Source organism: Sphingorhabdus sp. (assembly GCF_044354325.1).
Taxonomy (GTDB): Bacteria; Pseudomonadota; Alphaproteobacteria; order Sphingomonadales; family Sphingomonadaceae; genus Sphingorhabdus_B.
In genome coordinates, this window is record NZ_JBILAF010000007.1 from 1 (window position 1) to 18617 (window position 18617).

At 57.6% G+C, this 18617-nt stretch carries 19 protein-coding genes, 1 tRNA gene and 1 pseudogene; 11 read left to right on the plus strand and 10 right to left on the minus strand.

What is annotated here, in order from left to right; translation table 11 throughout:
* Both ACIQ0G_RS01360 and ACIQ0G_RS01365 read left to right on the plus strand, forming a co-directional pair.
* Positions 1-781 (plus strand): annotated as a pseudogene (locus tag ACIQ0G_RS01360) (pectate lyase); the annotation flags it as partial.
* A 10-nt stretch (positions 782-791) separates the two neighbouring features.
* Positions 792-1178, plus strand: coding sequence for a cupin domain-containing protein (locus ACIQ0G_RS01365; RefSeq protein ID WP_395628147.1), 387 nt, complete (start codon positions 792-794; stop codon positions 1176-1178).
* 6 nt (positions 1179-1184) lie between these two features.
* On the opposite strand, the gene ACIQ0G_RS01370 is transcribed toward ACIQ0G_RS01365, so the two are convergent.
* The 5 genes from ACIQ0G_RS01370 to ACIQ0G_RS01390 all read right to left on the minus strand — a co-directional run bounded on the left by ACIQ0G_RS01370 (position 1185) and on the right by ACIQ0G_RS01390 (position 6163).
* Positions 1185-2576, minus strand: coding sequence for a carboxylesterase/lipase family protein (locus tag ACIQ0G_RS01370; RefSeq protein ID WP_397576386.1), 1392 nt, complete (start codon positions 2574-2576; stop codon positions 1185-1187).
* Positions 2577-2610: 34 nt separating this feature from the next.
* Positions 2611-3621 (minus strand): PfkB family carbohydrate kinase, encoded by a 1011-nt coding sequence (locus ACIQ0G_RS01375; RefSeq protein WP_397576356.1) that lies wholly within the window; start codon positions 3619-3621, stop codon positions 2611-2613.
* Between the two features lie 9 nt (positions 3622-3630).
* Positions 3631-4386: a 2-dehydro-3-deoxy-D-gluconate 5-dehydrogenase KduD gene (kduD, locus tag ACIQ0G_RS01380; protein WP_397575732.1), complete on the minus strand. Its 756-nt coding sequence runs from the start codon at positions 4384-4386 to the stop codon at positions 3631-3633.
* Between the two features lies 1 nt (position 4387).
* The gene (locus tag ACIQ0G_RS01385; RefSeq protein ID WP_397576357.1) at positions 4388-5026 is read right to left on the minus strand and encodes an RpiB/LacA/LacB family sugar-phosphate isomerase; all 639 of its coding nucleotides are present in this window, start codon (positions 5024-5026) and stop codon (positions 4388-4390) included.
* 84 nt (positions 5027-5110) lie between these two features.
* Positions 5111-6163 (minus strand): LacI family DNA-binding transcriptional regulator, encoded by a 1053-nt coding sequence (locus ACIQ0G_RS01390; RefSeq protein ID WP_324479328.1) that lies wholly within the window; start codon positions 6161-6163, stop codon positions 5111-5113.
* Between the two features lie 152 nt (positions 6164-6315).
* Here ACIQ0G_RS01390 and ACIQ0G_RS01395 point away from each other — a divergent pair, with 152 nt between their 5' ends.
* From ACIQ0G_RS01395 to ACIQ0G_RS01405, 3 genes are read left to right on the plus strand one after another with little or no spacing between them, the layout of a single operon-like run.
* The gene (locus tag ACIQ0G_RS01395; RefSeq protein ID WP_397576358.1) at positions 6316-7104 is read left to right on the plus strand and encodes a 2-keto-4-pentenoate hydratase; all 789 of its coding nucleotides are present in this window, start codon (positions 6316-6318) and stop codon (positions 7102-7104) included.
* Between the two features lie 23 nt (positions 7105-7127).
* On the plus strand, positions 7128-8405 hold the full coding sequence (locus tag ACIQ0G_RS01400) for an MFS transporter (RefSeq protein ID WP_397576359.1): 1278 nt from the start codon (positions 7128-7130) through the stop codon (positions 8403-8405).
* A 3-nt stretch (positions 8406-8408) separates the two neighbouring features.
* A complete protein-coding gene (locus ACIQ0G_RS01405; RefSeq protein WP_397576360.1) occupies positions 8409-9890 on the plus strand; it encodes a UxaA family hydrolase in 1482 nt (493 codons plus the stop codon).
* Between the two features lie 39 nt (positions 9891-9929).
* On the opposite strand, the gene ACIQ0G_RS01410 is transcribed toward ACIQ0G_RS01405, so the two are convergent.
* The 3 genes from ACIQ0G_RS01410 to ACIQ0G_RS01420 form a co-directional block, all read right to left on the minus strand.
* Positions 9930-10601 carry a nitroreductase gene (locus tag ACIQ0G_RS01410; RefSeq protein ID WP_397576361.1) on the minus strand — a complete coding sequence of 224 codons (672 nt, stop codon included), beginning with the start codon at positions 10599-10601 and terminating at the stop codon, positions 9930-9932.
* Between the two features lie 136 nt (positions 10602-10737).
* Positions 10738-10813 (minus strand) — tRNA-Thr (locus ACIQ0G_RS01415).
* A 109-nt stretch (positions 10814-10922) separates the two neighbouring features.
* Positions 10923-11873 (minus strand): MJ0042-type zinc finger domain-containing protein, encoded by a 951-nt coding sequence (locus ACIQ0G_RS01420; RefSeq protein WP_397576362.1) that lies wholly within the window; start codon positions 11871-11873, stop codon positions 10923-10925.
* 89 nt (positions 11874-11962) lie between these two features.
* Between ACIQ0G_RS01420 and ftsE the strand changes: the two genes are divergently transcribed.
* Genes ftsE through ACIQ0G_RS01440 form a run of 4 tightly spaced genes read left to right on the plus strand, consistent with a single transcriptional unit; the run spans position 11963 to position 14789 of the window.
* Entirely contained in the window at positions 11963-12676 is a 714-nt protein-coding gene (ftsE, locus tag ACIQ0G_RS01425; protein WP_397576387.1) for a cell division ATP-binding protein FtsE, read from the plus strand.
* Positions 12676-13572: a cell division protein FtsX gene (locus ACIQ0G_RS01430; RefSeq protein ID WP_397576363.1), complete on the plus strand. Its 897-nt coding sequence runs from the start codon at positions 12676-12678 to the stop codon at positions 13570-13572. Before ftsE ends, ACIQ0G_RS01430 begins: the two co-directional genes overlap by 1 nt.
* Positions 13569-14099, plus strand: coding sequence for a YdcF family protein (locus tag ACIQ0G_RS01435; protein WP_397576364.1), 531 nt, complete (start codon positions 13569-13571; stop codon positions 14097-14099). Before ACIQ0G_RS01430 ends, ACIQ0G_RS01435 begins: the two co-directional genes overlap by 4 nt.
* Before the next feature lie 3 nt (positions 14100-14102).
* A complete protein-coding gene (locus ACIQ0G_RS01440; protein ID WP_397576365.1) occupies positions 14103-14789 on the plus strand; it encodes a lysophospholipid acyltransferase family protein in 687 nt (228 codons plus the stop codon).
* Here ACIQ0G_RS01440 and ACIQ0G_RS01445 read toward each other — a convergent pair.
* Positions 14786-15691 carry a prephenate/arogenate dehydrogenase family protein gene (locus ACIQ0G_RS01445; protein WP_397576366.1) on the minus strand — a complete coding sequence of 302 codons (906 nt, stop codon included), beginning with the start codon at positions 15689-15691 and terminating at the stop codon, positions 14786-14788. The genes ACIQ0G_RS01440 and ACIQ0G_RS01445 overlap by 4 nt on opposite strands.
* Complete coding sequence (gene hisC, locus ACIQ0G_RS01450) at positions 15691-16788, minus strand: histidinol-phosphate transaminase (RefSeq protein WP_397576367.1); 1098 nt, start codon at positions 16786-16788, stop codon at positions 15691-15693. The genes ACIQ0G_RS01445 and hisC overlap by 1 nt, the downstream gene beginning before the upstream one ends.
* Before the next feature lie 111 nt (positions 16789-16899).
* On the opposite strand from hisC, the gene ACIQ0G_RS01455 reads away from it, so the two are divergent.
* Both ACIQ0G_RS01455 and metW read left to right on the plus strand, forming a co-directional pair.
* Complete coding sequence (locus tag ACIQ0G_RS01455; RefSeq protein WP_397576368.1) at positions 16900-18018, plus strand: homoserine O-acetyltransferase; 1119 nt, start codon at positions 16900-16902, stop codon at positions 18016-18018.
* Entirely contained in the window at positions 18015-18611 is a 597-nt protein-coding gene (gene metW, locus ACIQ0G_RS01460) for a methionine biosynthesis protein MetW (protein WP_397576369.1), read from the plus strand. Before ACIQ0G_RS01455 ends, metW begins: the two co-directional genes overlap by 4 nt.
* Positions 18612-18617: the final 6 nt, after the last annotated feature.

Sequence of the window (18617 nt, forward strand, 5' to 3'; positions counted from 1 at the left end):
CTTTTCCTACAACCTAGCAGCCGAAGGCCTTGCCGATACCAGCCACCCAAAGGGCGAGCATAGCAAAGGCTCGCTCATTCATGACAATGCGACCGGCATCCTGTTTTACCGCAACATTTGGGCGCATAATGTCGAACGCAGCCCGTTGATCAAGGGCGGTGCACAGGCGGCGATGATCAACAATTTGATCTACGACCCGGGCAAGCGCGCGATGCATTATAACCTGATGGCGCTCGAATGGGCTGGCCAGCCTTATGTGATGGGCGAAATGACAGCCGTCGGCAACGTGATGCGCGCTGGCCCCTCCACCGACAAGGATTTGCCATTTCTCATGCTCGGCGGTGACGGTGATCTGCGCTATCATGGGCGTGACAACATTGCCGTCGATAAATTTGGCAAGCCCTTGCCGATGTTCGGCCGCTATGGTGAAACCCGCGCCAGACTGATTGAAGTAAAGAAACCCGTTATCTGGCCATCGAACATTGCCGTCCTACCGGCGCGGGATGTTGAAACCCATGTGCTGGCCAATGCGGGCGCCCGTCCGTGGGATCGGGACGCAGATGATATCCGCGTGCTGTTTTTCATCGCCGAGGGGCGCGGTGAAATCATCGACGATGAGACAGAGGTTAGCGCTTATCCATCACCAAAGCCAACAGCAGCGCCATTTGTAGAGGCCGATTGGGACCTTGACACCATGGAGCCCAAATCCGGTCTCTATCCCGGCCAAAAGGCCCCGGCGCAGGAAACCATGTCCGCACGCGACCGCTTTATGCGGCAGTGATCAACGGCATATGATTTTCTCTCTGCTCATGCTCATGGCCGCACCGCCGATGGTCGTGGTCAACGAGCGTGATGTTGTTCGGCAGGAAGCGCCGCCCCATGGGGCCATCGGCATGAGCACCGCCTATCGCATCAGCGACGTTGTGCCGCAGCCGCGGACGATGGAATTTCGCAAACGGGTGTTGCACAAGGGCGCGGCCATTGGGCTGCACCCTATTGCGCATGACGAAGTGTATTATGTCCTGTCGGGCGAAGGCGAAGTGACCTCCGATGGCGTGTCGCAACGGCTACGCCCCGGGATGGCGGCGTACTTATATAACGGCGCTGTGGTGGGCATAAGGCAAACGGGTAACAAACCCCTCAGCCTCATCATTAGCTACCCCGTCACGCCCAAATAGGGACCTTCAAGTACCGGGCTGAATATAAGGGATGCGCGCAAATAGTTCGCGTTCCCATTTACGCGGATCATTCTCCACGCGGCTGTTCGTGTCAAAGATCATCGTTTCGCGCTTCGCCAAGCTATAGGGTTGCCACCCCGGATTGCCGGTGCGTGCAAAGCGCACAAACGCATCCATGATCCGTACGCTCATAGCCTGCTGTTCCGCAGAGGGTTCGGGAACGGTTCCGAACGATAGCCCGATATCGTCGGTGTGTTTGGCCTGTTCAAAATCGAGCTGATACACAAAGGCGGGTGCGCCTGCTTTGGCGCGTTCTTCGGCCTCTATAACCTGCCCACGCCAACTGCGCGCGGTGGTGACGATGCGGTGGAACAATTCCAAAGGCGCCGCATCCGGATATTGCGATCGGAATTGCCGAACCACCCACTCTGGCTGCGCATCAATCCGCATTTCCGGAGCGACACGACGCGCCAGATTGTCAAAATCAAGCCCGGCCAATTGCTTGGCATTCGGCGCGTAAAATGCCCGCGATTCCAGCACCGTATTCCCCAACATCATGGGAATATCCAGTGATTGCGGCGCAGCGTCTGGCCAGAATGGATGCCGGTGTAAATTACGCATATCCAGCACGGGCCCCATATACACGCCGCCGCCCAATATCGGATCTTGCGCTGACAAGGCAGCAACCAACTGTTCTGCCGGCACTGTTGCAGGGTCTTGGCCGTTCAGTGCCGCCTGAAGCGCGGCCGCGCGCTTCTCCGCATTTAACGGGCCTGTCGCGGTTACCTGCTGGCCACTCATTGTAATGGCCTTGTGGAACAGGCCTTTGGCAGCAGGCATTGACATCAGTGTAGCGATTTTCGCGCCGCCGCCCGATTGGCCGAAGACGGTCACATTACTAGGGTCACCGCCAAATTCGGCAATATGTGCCTGAATCCATTGCAGCGCGAGGATGAGGTCCAGCTGGCCAGCATTGCCGCTGTCGGGAAAGCGTTCGGGCGAATATAAATAGCCAAATGCGTTGAGCCGATGATTTACGGTCACGACAACAACATCACCATGTGCAGCCAGCGCCACGCCGTCATTTACAGGGTCCGTGACGCTTCCCGTCGAATAAGCTCCGCCATGGAAATAGACCATGACCGGTCGGGGCTGCTGTGCCTTTGCCTTGGGTGCCCACAGATTAAGGAACAGGCAATCCTCACTTGCCGGAAGGTAACGGTTGCCGGGCTGCGGACAGGCTGGCCCAAATGACGCAAAGGCACCCGCCGAGGGCGCAACAAATGGCACAGCGCGCGGCGCAGCAAAGCGTTCGGCGACGCCATATCTTATGCCTTTTAAAATGCGGAGATGTGATTGCGCTTTGGACGCATATGTCGGCACCGCAGCGATGGCCATTGCCCCGCCCAAAACAGCACGGCGGCTGAAATGGTTAGCGTCGGACGTCAAGATTTCCGTCGACGAACGCGTCGATGTCAGCCTGCCCAAACAAACTCGCATCACCCGGCAATGAATGTTTGAGGCAAGTCAGCGCAAGGCCCGTCTTCGCCAAAGCGTCGGCATCGCCGCCCGCGAAATGCGCATGCAGCACACCGGCGGCAAAAGCATCGCCTGCGCCAATGCGGTCGATAATACCGGTGACATCAACCTCATCGGTTTGCGCAAAGCTGTCGCGCAAATCAACACGCGCGGACAATTGGTGATGATCCGCACTGACGAGATGCCGCGCGGTCGACGCAATCAGTTTTAACGATGGGAATGCATCAAAAGCAGCCTGTGCCGCTTCGCGTCTGCGGTCGGCACCGTCGCCGGAGAAGTCCTTACCGAGGACCAAAGATATATCACGGTGATTGCCGAACAGGATATCCGCCATGCCGATCAATTCGCTCAGGATCGCGCGCGGGTTGCTGTCCCAACGTTCCCACAACATCGCGCGATAATTGCCATCGAACGAAATCGGCACGCCCAGTCGCACCGCCGCTTTTGCGGCTGCTAATGCAGCCTCGGCAGATTGCGGCCCGAGTGCCGGCGTAATACCCGACAAATGCAGCATCTGTGCATCTGCGAGCAATTCATCCCAATCAAAGTCCGCTGCCGTCGCCTGCGCGAAGCTTGAACCCAAGCGGTCATAAACGATTTCAGAAGCACGAAGCCCCGCGCCCTGCGCCAGAAAATACAGACCCATGCGCCCGTCGCGTATCTGCACCTTTTTGCAGTCGACACCATGCGCGCGGATCGATGACACCGCGCCGCGCCCCAGCGCATTGTCGGGAACCGCGCTGATCATTGTCGTCGCATGCCCCAAATGCGCAAGGCCAACGGCAACATTTGCCTCGGCACCACCCACTTGGATATCAAAGGATGGCGACTGCATAAGCAGCTCCCGCCCCGGGGCCGTTAGCCGAATAAGCAATTCACCAAAGAAAACGACTGGCTTTGACATTACCGGACGTTAGCGCGCCAACCAGCCGCCATCAACGGCCAGAATGTGGCCATTGACATAGTCGGCAGCAGACGACGCCAAAAACACTGCGGCTCCGCCAATATCTTCGGCCTTACCCCAACGTCCGGCCGGAATGCGCTCAACGATTTGACGGTTGCGGTTTTCATCGGCTTGTAGGGCTGCCGTATTATTGGTTTCAATATAGCCCGGTGCGATGGCGTTTACATTAATGCCCTTTGCCGCCCATTCATTGGCCATCGCCTTGGTCAAGCCGCCCACGCCAGATTTCGACGCGGTGTAGCTTGGCACGCGAATGCCGCCCTGAAAGGTGAGCATCGACGCGATGTTGATGATCTTACCCGAACCTTGCGATATCATGCCTTTGGCCGCAGCCTGCGACAGGAAGAACAAGGTTTTAAGATTGGTGTCGATCACCGCATCCCAATCTTCTTCGGTAAAATCCACGGCATCATTGCGGCGGATGATCCCGGCATTATTCACCAAGATATCCAGCCGCCCGAACGCCGCCTGTGTTTCATCAACGACGCGCGCGACGGGCTCAATGGAAGACAGGTCAGCGGTAATGTTCACCGCCTTGCGTCCATTTGCTTCGATCAAAGCCAGCGTTTCTGTCGGCGCGGAGCGACCCGCGACGGCAACATCCGCGCCTGCTTTTGACAAGGCGACGGCAATTGCCTGACCAATGCCCGTATTGGCACCAGTGACCAGCGCCGTTTTGCCCGAAAGATCAAATGGCGCGGTCATATCAGGCTGCCACGCTCCGCAGATAGGCCGACATTTCTTCATCCTGCGAATTGGCATAGAAATATTCGGCGAAACGTTCACCGGCAATCGCCGCCTTCAGCAGATCCTGATCAACCGTTTTGAGGACGGTCAGCATGTCGCGGCAAGATGCTGCCTTAACATCCTTTAATATGCTGCGGTTGGCGGCCATGAAGTGCGCGCGCTCCTTGGGGTAACCCGCGCCGCCTTCATTTTCGAAAATCTTGCGGTAGCAATCTTGCAGGTTCAGTTCGGCTGCCCAGCCAAAGCCTTTTGCATAAGGCATCGACATCGCGTTGCCGTCGTTGATCTGGCTGAACAGGAACGCATCGGTCGGGTCGATCACAAGGCCACAAAATACGCCGGGCATTGCGTTACACGCCAACATGGAACCCATGCCAGTGCCGCAACCCGTCACGACAAAATCAGCCGCTTTGGAGTTCAGCAAAATTCCGGCAAGCAAACCGTTCATGACATAGGTCAGCGAAGCGGCATCCTCTGCGCTATACATGCCATAGTTGAATACCTGATGGCCCAATGGCTCTGCGACTGCAGTCAGTGCATCGTTAATGATGCTGTTCTTAGCCGCTTGGCTATTTTCGGTGATCAGCGCGATCTTCATAAATATCCTTTCCCGTCAAACCCGATGGTTTGTAATCAAAATCTGCAATGAAGGTAACCGGTGTCATCTGCAAGTGCAATATCGTCATTTCATCGGCGGAGCGACCGAACCGCGCCGTACGAGCGTCGACACGAAGGTCGATGGCTCCTGATCCTCTGGCGAGACAGAGGTCGCATCGCCGATGATCTTAAGTGCTGCCGACCGGCCCATGGCAACAATGGGCCAACGCACTGTTGTCAGCGGCGGCCAAACCCGTGCGGCAATGGGTGTGTCATCGAATCCAATGATCGATAATTCTTCCGGCACGGCGATGCCGCGTGACCGCGCCGCAAACAGAACGCCTGCGGCCATTTCGTCGTTGCACGCAAAAATCGCCGTCGGCCGCGGCTGCAAATCAAACAGGCTTTCGGCCGCAGCAATTCCCGATTCGAACGTATATTGCCCATCGGCGATCAGACTGCGGGGCAGCTTTATGCCCGCTTCGGCCAATGCGAATTCAAACCCGTCGCGCCGTACTTGCGCCGAGTTGAAACCATGCGGCCCGGAAATCAGCCCAATGCGGCGGTGTCCCTGCGCGATCAGGTGGCGGGTCGCCTCAATCACCGCATCCCTGTCATTGGACGCCACCATATGATCGGGATCATCGAGCACGGACGATCCCATGCGTACATATTTGCAATTCACCTCTTCACACAGGCGCGCGAGGGCATCTATTTCCGAAATAGGTGGCAACAAAACGACGCCGTAAAGCCGCTGTCGCACCAAAAAGCTGCGCACATCGTCAAGCATGTCAGGCGAACTCCTGTCCACCGGACGCACGACCAGTTCAAAGTCTGTGTCACGCAGCGCCTCCAATATGCCTTGCTGCATATTGAGTATCATCTGCGCATTCGGGTTGTCGTGGACAAGGCCAATAAGGAAATTGCGGCCCAAGGCGAGCGCACGCGCTTGTGGATTGGGGACATAGCCCGTTTCGCGAATAACTGCCTCAATCTTTTCCCGCGTATCATCATGCAAGGAGCCAGAGCGGTTTATGACGCGGCTAACGGTCTTTTTTGAAACCCCGGCAAGCCGTGCGATATCATTGATCGTCGGCTTTGCCGCCGCCTTGTTCCGAGGTTTTGGGACGCTCTTCATATCAGCTGCATAGCAAGAATTGCATATCGATACAGCAAAAGTTGCGAACAACATCTGGCGCATCCTTGCAAATGACACCGGTTTCCCATAACAACCACCATAACGGAATTTTCAATGAGGGACGCAGATTATATCTGCGCAAACGATCGCCCATGATAGCAACGAATATTGCCAACCAATTTGTTGCAGCGCGGCGTCACGGCCGTCATCTGCCGGAATATCCGGGCCCCATACCTGAAAGCTTGTCGGCAGCTTATGCGGTTCAGGACGCAGCGATTCATGCGACCGGCCAGTCCGTCATTGGATGGAAAGTCGGGCGCATTTTCCCGCCGCTGTCTGAAAAATTTGGCGCGAACCGTCTGGCCGGGCCTATCTTTACCTCGCGCACTTTGTCGGCGGATGCAGTCGCGTCTGGCAACATATTCACGGGCGGATTTGGCGCAGCCGAGGCCGAATTTCTGATCAAGATCGGCTCCGACCTACCGCTTGGTAAGCATGATTACACGCTGGAAGAAGCAGAACGCCAAATCGAGGCGGTTCATGTCGGTATCGAAATTGCAAGCTCGCCATTGCCCACCATCAATGAGCTGGGGCCAGCCGTAACCGTTTCGGATTTCGGCAATAATAACGGTTTGATCATTGGCCAAGCGATACCCGACTGGCAGAACAGCAACTTTGCCGACTGGGTCGTTCGGTTGGAAATTGATGGCACCGTCGCCGGAAGTGGCTCGGCCAACAGCTTCCCCGATGGCCCGCTCGGCTCCGTGCGCTTCCTGCTCAACAATTTGGGTGAACGCGGCATCGCCATCAAAGCGGGCACATGGATTTCGTCGGGCGCTGTGACAGGCGTGCATCAGGTTACGCCCGGACAATCGGTACAGGCATTTTTTGACACATCATTGTTGGTAAGCTGCACAATAGAGGCCGCGCCAATCGTCTGAATATATCTATGAGAGGAGGATTTATGGAGACCGCTTCAATTCCGGAACGAACCGGCCGATACCGCTGGGCGATCATAGCCCTCTTATTCTTCGCAACGACAGTCAATTATATTGACCGCACGATGCTCGGGCTGCTCGCGCCGACGCTTCAGACCGAATTAAATTGGAACGAGGACGATTACGGAAATATCGTCACCGCATTTCAGGCGGCATATGCGCTTGGATTTTTGTTCATGGGCTATGTCATCGACCGGTTTGGACCCAAAATCGGTTATGCGATTGCGATTTCGATCTGGACGATAGGGCATGTCGCCCATGGCTTTGGCGGTTCGGTTGCATCATTCATGGCCGCCCGCGCTGTGTTGGGCGTTGGTGAGGCAGGCCACTTCCCGGCTGTTGTCCGTTCGAGCAGCGAATGGTTCCCGCAAAAAGAACGCGCGTATGCCATTGGCTGGGTCAATTCGGGGACAACAGTTGGTGTCATCCTAACCGCGCCGACCTTGTGGCTGTTCATGCAGGCGCTTGGCCTTGGCTGGCGCGAGACATTTATTTACTCCGGCCTATTCGGCGTTGTCCTGCTTGGGCTTTGGCTGTGGCTCTACAGCAACCCGCGCGAAAGCGGCAGAGTCAGCGAAGGCGAGCTGAAATGGATTGAACATGATCCGCCCGAAAAGATCGAAAAAATCGGCTGGAGCCGGATTGTCCGCAAGCGCGAAGCATGGGCCTTTGCGACCGCAAAGTTTCTGACCGATCCGGTTTGGTTCCTTATGCTGTTCTGGTTGCCCAAATATTTCAGCACGACCTATGACGTCGATCTTAAGGTCGTACTGTTGCCGATGATCATTATGTATCTTCTGTCCGATGTCGGCAGCATTGCAGGTGGATGGTTCTCATCACGGCTTATTCAACAGGGGCGGACACCGAATTTCGCGCGCAAAGCCACTATGATTATCGCCGGCCTATGTGTGCTCCCGCTGCTCTTTGTCACGGGTGTCAGCAACATGTGGCTCGCGGTTCTGCTGATCGGCATCGCACTGGCCGGGCATCAGGCATTCTCCACCAACCTGCTCTCGATTCCGCCAGACATGTTCCCGAAACGGGCCGTGGGCAGCGTGATTGGTCTTGGCGGATTTGCCGGCGGAATTGGCGGCATGATTATGGCGAAGTCGACGGGCTTGGTTCTTGATGCGACCCAGGGCAATTACACCATCATCTTTGCGATGTGCACCACGGTGTATTTCCTCGCGGTGGCGGCCATCCATTTGCTGTCGCCGCGCCTTGCAAAGGTTGAAGTGCAATAAGCGATGGCACCACGCTTCATCATTGCCAATGCGCGCGATAATGTTGCGATAGCCATTGCTGACCTTGCCCCCGGCGATGTCCTGACAAACGGGTGCATGGTCGCCGAACCCATATCGGCCGGTCATAAGGTTGCCTTGACCGCGATTGCCAGCGGCGACGCGGTTATCAAGCTTGGCCAACCCATTGGCCTTGCGTCTGAAGCCATTGCCGCGGGTGCACATGTGCATAGCCACAATTTGCATTTCGCGCGCACGGCGGCGGGCAGCGAGACCGGGGTTGACCTGCGCACCCCCGAACCGATCGAGGCCAGCTTCGACGGGTTTGTTCGTGCCGACGGGCGCGTGGGTACACGCAACTTCATCGGCATACTGACGTCGGTGAACTGTTCTGCGACGGTGGCGCGCCGCATTGCGGCCCATTTCACGCCGGAACGTCTGGCCGCCTTTCCTTATGTCGACGGCGTCGTCGCCTTCACCCATCATTCGGGATGCGGCATGGCGAAGGACGGCCGCGGCATTGAAAATCTGCGTCACACCATCACAGGATACGCCACGAACCCCAACTTCGCCGGCGTCCTTTTGGTAGGGCTTGGCTGCGAAGTGAACCAAATTCAGGACATGCCCGGCTTTCGCGGGGATGCGCTGAACATTCAAGACGCGGGCGGGACTGCTGCGGCGATCAGCGCCGGCATCGAAATTGCGGAACGCCTTGTGCGCAGCGCCAACCTATGTCGCCGCCAATCTGTCTCCGCTGCCAACCTCACCATCGGTCTGCAATGCGGTGCGTCCGACGGCTATTCCGCGATAACCGCAAACCCGGCGCTGGGTGCAGCAGTCGACCGGCTGGTAGCCGCAGGCGGCCGCGCCATCTTGTCCGAAACACCCGAAATTTATGGCGCTGAACATCTGCTCGTGCGCCGTGCTGTATCACCCGACGTCGCGGATACGCTCGCCGATCGGCTTGTCTGGTGGGAGGAATATGCAGCGCGCGATGGCGCAAGCCTCGACAATAACCCGTCGCCGGGAAACAAGGCGGGTGGCATCACCACCATTCTCGAAAAATCCTTGGGCGCGGTTGCCAAAGCAGGCTCAACACCGCTCAACGCGGTCATTGACTATGCCCGAACAGTGACGGCACCCGGCCTGACGTTCATGGACTCGCCGGGATATGACCCATGCTCTGCCACGGGCCAGATCGCAGGCGGCGCGCATTTGATTTTATTCACGACGGGGCGTGGCTCGGTCTTTGGATCGATCCCCTCGCCGACCATCAAACTTGCATCCAACGCTGCCCTCGCACGAAATATGGCGGACGACATTGATGTCGATTGCAGCGGCATATTAGACGGTATGAGCGTCGAGGACATGGGCGCGCAGATATTCGCCCGCATTCTGGAAACCGCCAGCGGCCAAAAAACCGCGTCGGAATTGCTTGGCCTTGGCGAAAACGAATGGGTGCCGTGGATACCCGGCGCAACCTATTGAATGGAGGCGCGCTTATTTAGCGCCCCAACGCACAGTCCTTTAAAAACCCATGAAGCGCACATTGCCTTCAACCGGCTCGCGCTGGCGCTCAAAACCATTCACCGCAGCCTCTTCATCGCGGTAGCCAATGGCAATGCCGCAGAAGAAAATATGCGTTTCATCCGACACGCCGATGAACTCCTTGATGAGCTTTGCATGCACGGCGAGGAATTCTTGCGGGCACGTGTCCAAACCTTCGCCGCGCAGCAGCAGCATGATCGTTTGCAGCCACATGCCAACATCTGACCATTGCGGCGAGCCCATGCGGCGGTCGAAGTAGCACATCAGCACAGCAGGCGCTTTGAACGACGTGACATTGTTGCGTACGAATTCACTGCGCTGATCTGCGGCTGAACGGCCAATACCCATCGCCTGATACATGGACGCCCCAACCTGTTGCAGGCGCGCCTTACATTCCGGGATGACTTCGGGCTCTGACCATGAATATTCGGGCGGATCCTGCATTGGCGATGCGAGCATCTTTGTCTGCAGTTCCGCAAGCGGCTCCCCGGTGAGGATCGTTGCCTCCCAAGGTTGGAAGTTACAGCCAGAAGGCGCCCACCGCGCCGTATCCATGACTCGGTGCAACACATCCAAGGGAACGGCATCGGGCTTAAACGCCCGGATGGAACGGCGGGAAAGTACGGCTTCGCTAACAGTCAGATTGGTCATACCAGGCTTCCTGCCCCGCACGTCGCCATTGGTCAAGCTGAAGTGACTTATGTACCGAATAATCAGTCAGTTGCTGCACGGCTGGAGTCAAAGCGGTGAGACCCAATGCGGGCCGAAGTAAAGTGCATGAGGGAAATGGTGCCGCCTATAGGATTCGAACCTACGACCCCCGCATTACGAATGCGATGCTCTACCAACTGAGCTAAGGCGGCGCTGGCCTGTTGGCCGTGGGGAGCGCATAGCCAAGTGCGCCAGTGAGTTCAAGTGACCTTGTGCCAAATATCCCGGCCACATGGCCTGCACGCGCGAAACAGCGCGTCGTTATTCGCCGGACAGGACCCAGCCGACGCTGATTTCTTTAGCAGCCAAGGGAACGTCGAGCCGTGCTTCGCTAAAATCGACCTTTTCTCCGGGGCCAAGCGCGCGTGTTTTTGCCTTCATTTTCCAGCTGTAGACGGACCGGCCGCTCGCATCCTTCAGCGTGACCAGCATTTCAGGCACATTTTGCTCCACGGCTGTCGGATTAACGATACTGCCGCTCGCAATGAAATATGGCGTGCCATCCTCGCGTTCGTTGAGTTCGAGATTGTCGTTCAAAACAATGGTCAGATCGGGTTCCGCCGCCGCGCTTGAAAGGCCGATTTCGGGCATTCCGAAATAGGATATCGCGCCGCCAATAGCCGTCACCAAAATGGCAAGGGCGACAGCCGCCATCATCCATATCTTCGAGAGATTCCGGCGCGCCTTGAACGGTGGTTCATGGGCAAAATGGCTCTGCGCAGGCGCATCGTCCAATAATCCGCCGCGCGGCACAGAGGGTTCGGCAAAGGCGGCGTCGCCTTTGGCGGGTCCAGCGCGCATGTCGGCAAAATTTGGAAATGCAGGTTCCGTCGCGTCGGCATCATTTGCGCGTTCTGCGTCCACCGCACTTGGCGCAACGAATGGCGGGGGCGGGGGCGGAGGTTGCGGAACGGGTGCGGGCGCGGGTTCGCCCACGGGTGTAGCCGGTGGCACCGCCTGCACTGGCGGTGTTGCCTCGGCGGGAGGCGCGCTACGCGTGTCCAAGGGTTCAACAGCGGCGGGTGCCGGTGCTACCTGTGGCGCAACCGCCGCCTGAAACCAGCTATGTTTGCAGTTGGCACAGCGCACTTGGCGGCCGTCAACCCCAACGGCATTGTCAGGGACAGCATAACGTGTGCGGCAGGATGGACAGACGAGCAGCATCTCTGCGCATAAACAGCAGCCGCCGATGACTTGCAACCCTGCTTTCATAAAATGCTGTGGACGGAGGAGGTTCATCGGCCGCTGGTCGTATGAATAGCCTTTGCCCCGTCATGCCGTTTGTGCCATTTATCGCATTGATGCAAAGCGTGGTAGAATTCGACAATGTCGGGCTAAGATACGGAGCGGGGGTGGAAACACTCACCGACCTCAGCTTTACTTTGTACCCCGGAAGCTTCCATTTCCTGACCGGCGCGTCGGGTGCGGGCAAGACATCGTTGCTGAAATTATTATATCTCGCGCACCGCCCAAGCCGCGGTGCAATCCGCATGTTCGGGCATGACGCCAGTACCTTGCCGCGCAACCGCTTGCCGGGGCTTCGACACCGGATTGGTGTCGTTTTCCAAGACTTCCGCTTGGTTCCGCATCTGTCCGCTTTCGACAATATCGCCCTGCCGTTGCGCATTTCCGGCGTTCAGGAAAAGGATTTACGCGGTCCAGTCGCCGAAATGTTGGCGTGGATTGGCCTTACCGAACGGGCGGATGCGCGGCCCGCGACGCTTTCGGGCGGAGAACAGCAACGGGTCGCGATTGCCCGCGCGGTCATTGGCCGCCCTGAAATGCTTGTGGCCGACGAGCCGACGGGAAATGTCGATCCGGAAATGGCGCGCCGATTGCTGCAGCTGTTTGCTGCGCTGAACAAGCTGGGGACCACTGTCGTAGTCGCAACGCACGACATCCATTTGCTGCAAGAGATTGAAGGCGCGCAGATGATGCGGCTCGACAAAGGCCGCTTGTCCGATCCCACCGGATCCCTGCGTCACCCGCCACGGCCATTGGTTTTGGACAACTGATGCTGCTGGATTTCGCCCTACCTGCGCATGACCGCAAGCTTATCCCCGAAGGCCGTTTGTCGGGGCCGATGCCATGGGTGATTGCCATCATGTTGTTTCTGACATTGCTGGTGGCGGCAGGTGGGCTAACGCTTGCTGAGGCTGCGCGCCAAGGTGGTCAGGATCTCGCACGGCAAGTGACGGTCCAAATCATCGAGTCAGACCCTGCACAGCGCGCAGCGCAACGTGCCGCAGTCACCCGCGCGCTGCGCAAGCTGGACAGCATTGCAGAGGTAAAGCCCGTGCCGGATGCGCAAGTGCGGGCTTTGCTGGAACCATGGCTGGGTACGGGCGTTATTGACGCAGATGTACCCGTACCGGCGTTGGTGGATGTGCGCTTCGCCTCTGAACCCACTGCCGAAACGCTGACCCGCTTACAGTCAACGCTGCGTTCGGTTGCGCCCAATATCCGGGTGGCTTCGCACAGCAGCTGGATGGCGCCGTTTTTCGAACTCATGCGCGCGCTGCTATGGCTGGCGGCGGCCGTGTTCCTTTTGCTGCTGGTCGCCACGTCGGCTGTCGTGATTTTGGCGGTCCGAAGCACGCTGAACACCCATCGGGAAACGATAGAGATTATGCACATGATGGGCGGCACCGATATTCAGGCCGCGCGCCTGTTCCAACGCCGCGTTGCCTTGGATGCGTTGCTCGGCGGCATCGTGGGTTTCATTGTGGCAGCGGTTGTTATCATTACCGTGGGTGGCCGGTTCGCGGCGGTTGAGCCCGGACTTTTGTCTGGCGCCCACTTTCCTTATTATGGCTGGGCGATCCTTGCGCTCATTCCGCTTGCCGTAATGGCGCTTGCCATGCTTATGGCGCGTATGACGGTGATTTCGGCGTTGAAGAGAATGTTATGATCAGACGGTCCATTGCTTTTATATTGCTTGTCTGGATGCTTGGCTTCGCCTGGTTTGCGTTGCTTTTGCCGCAACCCGCGGCAATCACCCCAACCGACGCCGTCGTTGTGCTAACGGGCGGGCCGAACCGGATTGACCGTGGGCTTGAGATATTGGCATCGGGGCAGTCGCAAAAAATGCTGATTTCCGGGGTCGACCGCGATGTGAAACCGCGGGAGCTTGCCGCGCAATATCCGGGTTCGTCGAAATATTTCAAATGCTGCATCGATCTGGGTTTCCAGTCTGTCGACACCCGATCGAACGCATTGGAAACGGCGGCATGGGCAAAACGGAACAAAGTGACCAGTTTGCGGCTTATTACGCATGATTGGCATATGCGACGCGCACGCTTTGAACTTGACCGGGAATTGTCCGCCAATGTGGCTGTCACCAATGATGCCGTATCGACCCACCCATCGCTGGGCGCGCTGTTCAAAGAATATAATAAATATTGGTTGCGGGCTGTCGCGTCTCTGCTGGGCATGTAACCGATGTTCGCGTTGATCCGATCTGCCTTGTACATTGCCATTTTCTACACTGGGTCGGTGTTTTTCGTGGCCACAGCGTTTTTCGCGCAATGGTTTTCCATTCCGCTGATGCAGTGGGCGGTACGCGGTTGGTCGCGCTGGCAATATGCCTGCTACCGCCGGATTTTGGGCATCACGATTAAAATTGAGGGCCACTTGCCGCACAAGCCCGTGCTCTATGCGATCAAGCATGAAAGCATGTTTGAGACGATCGACATGCCCCGTATGTTTAACAAGCCCGCCGTGGTCACCAAAAAAGAACTGTTCGACATACCCTTTTGGGGGCCCGCCGCGCGCGCTTATGGCATGATACCCGTTGACCGCAACGGCGGCGCGTCAGCACTGCGCGCCATGCTCGGTTTGGCAAAAAAGATGATCGCAGACGGACGGCCCATTGTGATTTTCCCGGAAGGCACGCGTGTCGCGCCGGGCAGCCAGCCGCCGCTGCAATCGGGATTTGCCGGCTTGTACAAACTCATAAACCTGCCCGTCGTGCCAATCGCGGTCAACAGCGGCACGTTAAGCCCGCGCAAGACCGGTATCTGGAAATCAGGGACGATTACGTACAAAGTAGGCGAAGAACTTCCCACGGGCCTGCCGCGCGAAGAAATTGAAGCGCGGGTGCATGCGGCGATTAACGCGCTGAATTAATGCTTGCGTCCAAAGTCGGGCGCGTCGTCATCTTGGCCCTGTTCGACAATCGACCGCCGGATGTCACGCGTGCGGCTGAACAACGCCTCCAGCTCTTCGCCTTTGCCGTACCGGATGGCGCGTTGCAGGACGCTTAAATCTTCCGAAAAACGCTGCAGCATCTCAAGGACAGCGTCCTTGTTCGACAGGAATACGTCGCGCCACATGACGGGATCGGACGCGGCGATGCGGGTAAAATCACGGAAACCACCGGCGGAATATTTGATAACTTCGCTTTGCGTTACGCCTTCAAGATCATCGGCGGTTCCGACGATAGTATAAGCGATAAGATGCGGCAGATGGCTGGTGACCGCCAACACCATATCATGGTGGCGCGCATCCATGATTTCGACATCCGCGCCAAGGCGCTGCCAAAAACTGCGCAAGCGCTCAACCGCTGCCTCTGGCGCATTTTCGGGCGGCGTCAATATGCACCAGCGGCCTTTGAACAGGGTTGCAAAACCCGCATCCGGACCGCTTTTTTCCGTACCCGCAACCGGATGGGCGGGAATGATCATGGCGTTGGGCAGAACGGCCGCAAGCGCGTCCGCCACGCTTTGCTTACATGAGCCGACGTCACTGACGATGGCATCGGCAGGCAGGTCGGACGCGAAGTCCGCTGCCACTGCCCCCATGGCGCCTACCGGTACGCACAATATGACAAGGTCCGCGTCCATGACCGACGCGCCCGAGGTATCGGTGACATCGTCGCATATGCCCAATTGGACCGCGCGTGCACGGACAAGCGGATCGGCATCATGGCCGGTAATCCGCACCGACGGCATGTTCGCCTTAACGGCACGCGCGACAGACGAGCCGATGAGCCCAAGCCCGATCACCGTTAAACGCGCAAACGGCAGCATCAGGCGTTTGCTTCCAATATCTTGCGCAATGCCGCCATGACACCGCGATTTTCATCCTCGGTACCAATCGTAATCCGCAGCCCGCTGCCAAGGCCCTGACCCGGCAGCCAGCGGACGATATAGCCTTCGGCCATCAGGCCATTATAGGCCGCTTCCGCACTGCAATTGCCTTCAAACAATATCATCAGGAAGTTTGCCCACGACGGGATGACTTTCACGCCATGGTTCGACAGTGCCGCACATTCCGCTGCCATCCAATCGCGCCATTCGGCATTATGCTGGCGGCTGCGCGTCACGAAATCTGTATCGCCAAGCGCGGCAATCGCTGCGGCTTGCCCTGCAGTGGTTACATTGAACGGCGCACGCACGCGGTTGAGCGTCGCGATCAGGCCGGGTTGACCATAGCACCAGCCAATGCGTTCGGCCGCAAGACCATAGATTTTGGAAAATGTGCGCGTAATCAGGACATTGTCATGCTGACGCGCAAGCTCCAGCGCGGCAGGGCCGTCATCCTCAAGATACTCGCCATAGGCTTGGTCCAAAACAAGGACGCAGTTGCCGGGTAGGCCAGCATGAAGCCGTGCGATTTCGGCGTCGCTGCAATAGGTGCCGGTCGGGTTATTGGGATTTGCGACGAAAACAACGCGTGTCTTATCCGTCACCAACGCCAGCAACGCATCCACGTCCGTGCCATAATCCTTATCAGGGGCGACAATCACATTGGCAGCGGTCTTCCGCGCGGCGATGTCGTACACCGAAAAGCCGTAGCGGACATAAATGATATCATCGCCAGCACCTGCATAGCCCATGGCGATCAGGTTCAGCAGCTCGTCAGAGCCGGTACCACAAACGATCAGGTCGCTGTCGACGTCATAGGCTGCGCCTAAAGCCTCGCGCAGCGCCGTGCTGGCGGGGTCAGGGTAGCGCGCAAGCGACGCGCCTTTATCGACAAGTGCTGCGGCCGCATGCGGGCTGCAGCCAAGCGGATTTTCGTTCGCGGATAATTTTATCAGCACCCGTCCATCATCCGACTTTGCTTTGCCGGGGGTATAGGCGCTGATGGCTTCGATCCATGGTTTGGCGGTAGGCGTGTTCATGCCCGTGGCCATAGCGGCGCAAGCAACGAAGCGCAACGCTCGCCCTATTTGGCCAACGCACATGAAAGAGTTTCTATTGTTTCGCACGGCCACGCTGATATGGCGTTGCTTATGCAAGAAGATACGCGTTTCGGTCTGGATAAGAAGGCACGCCTGCTGGGACCAGTGCGACTGGACAGCGGCGCGGAATTTGCGCCTGTCGATATCGCTTATGAAACCTATGGCGCATTAAACGCCGATAAATCGAACGCCATTCTCATCTGCCATGCGCTGACCGGCGACCAATATGTGGCGTCCACGCATCCTATGACCGGCAAGGACGGTTGGTGGACGCGTATGGTCGGGCCAGGCAAGCCCATCGACCCCGCACGGCATTGCATCATCAGCATCAACGTCATGGGCAGTTGCATGGGCTCCTCGGGCCCCGCCAGCATCGACCCCATAACGGGTGCAGCCTACGCTATGGGTTTTCCCGTTATCACCATCCCCGACATGGTGCGGGCACAGGCGTTGTTGCTTGACCATCTGGGCATCGAAACGCTTGAGGCTGTTGTGGGCGGATCGATGGGCGGCATGCAGGCGTTAAGCTGGGCAGCCTTATATCCCGAACGGGTGAAGTCGGCGGTCGTGATTGCGTCTACCGCCCGCCATTCCGCACAGAATATCGCCTTTCACGAGGTCGGGCGTCAGGCCATTATGGCGGACCCACGTTGGAACAATGGGGCCTATTATGGCGACGAGGCACCATCATCGGGCCTCGCCGTTGCCCGTATGGCCGCGCACATCACGTATCTGTCGGAGGCAGGCCTTACCGAGAAATTTGGCCGCCGCCTGCAAAACCGCGATGCCAAAAGCTTCGGATTTGACGCCGATTTTCAGGTGGAAAGCTATTTGCGTTATCAAGGTCTTAGCTTTGTCGACCGCTTTGATGCCAACAGCTATCTCTACATCACGCGCGCGATGGACTATTTTGACCTCGCCGAACCGCATGACGGCGTTTTGGCAAAGGCATTTGCAGGCACAAAGACACGCTTTTGCCTGATCAGTTTTGACAGTGACTGGTTGTACCCGACCGCAGAATCGCGCCGCATTGTCCATGCATTGAACGCCGCGGGTGCTGCGGTCAGCTTCGTTGAGCTATCAAGCCCGTTTGGCCATGATGCCTTCTTGCTGGAAGCGCCCGAGATGAACCGCATCGTAGACGGTTTCTTGCGCGCAGGAGAGCAATGATGAGCGCACTTCGCCCTGACCTTGCCATCATAGCCCGTGAAGTCCGCGCGGGGGCCCGTGTGCTTGATGTTGGCTGCGGTGACGGGCAGTTGATGGCGGCGTTACGTGATACCAAAAATGTCGATGCCCGCGGTCTTGAGCTGAATGCGCACGATGTTGCGACCGCAGTATCCCGGGGCCTATCGGTCATCCAGGGGGATGCCGACACCGATTTGGCGGAATATCCAGACGGCAGCTTTGATTATGCCATTCTCAGCCAGACATTGCAGACGACCAAAAGACCGGATTTGGTTCTCGACCATTTGGTCCGGATCGGGCGTGAGGCATTTGTCTCCTTCCCCAACTTTGCGCAGTGGCGCATCCGTTTTGCGCATATGTTTGGCGGACGTATGCCCGTGACCAAGCAACTTCCTCACCTCTGGTACGACACACCTAATATCCACCATGTGACCATCGACGATTTCCGAAGCTTGTTACACGACCGGAATATCGAGATTGAGGGCCAGTGGTTTCTATCTGGAAACAAGCCGCGCGCCGATCGCTTCGCCAACCTGCTGGCGCAACATGCGGTGTTCAAGCTGCGCCGGAAATAGTCCAAC